Origin of the sequence: Vibrio sp. 1562 (genome assembly GCF_033340155.1) — a bacterium.
Lineage (GTDB): Bacteria > Pseudomonadota > Gammaproteobacteria > Enterobacterales > Vibrionaceae > Vibrio > Vibrio alginolyticus.
Genome location: NZ_JAWOVY010000754.1, coordinates 1 through 525, shown reverse-complemented (window position 1 = coordinate 525; position 525 = coordinate 1). Strand labels below are relative to the sequence as shown.

Here is a 525-nt window from a genome sequence, read left to right as displayed (position 1 = left end):
GCCGTGATCTGCAATATCCTCGTCAGGACGTGTTAGATCAATACCGACAAGATGAACAAAAATACCTGCCTCTAAAGCTTTTCGGCGATTTATCCAAACCGCTATTTAGTGAAGAAGATTTTGTTGAAGCGTTTGGTATCAAAGACTGGAAAGATAAATGGCAGGTCCAAAATGGCCGAATTACAGGTGGGCCAACTGATCCTGGTTTACCAACCCTTCGCGTTTGTGAACATGTTGTCGAGCAGCAGCGAGCTTACTTAAAAGCATTGAAAGCGATAGGTGTGAAAGGCTTCCGTATTGATGCCGCGAAGCACATGACGCTTGAACACCTAAAACGCGTATGGACAGACGACATAACCCAAGGCGTGCATATTTTTGGGGAAATCATTACCGATGGCGGTGCAACAGAAGAAGAGTATCAACTGTTTCTTGAGCCGTATTTACAAGAAACCCGTTTAGGTGCGTATGATTTCCCGCTGTTTTCGACCATCTTTAAAGCATTTTCAAAAAAAGGCAGTTTCAAGT

Annotated in this window: 1 pseudogene; it reads left to right on the top strand. The window is 43.8% G+C overall.

Annotated elements, in window-relative coordinates:
• Positions 1-525, top strand: a pseudogene (locus tag R7Z49_RS27470) (alpha-amylase); the annotation flags it as partial.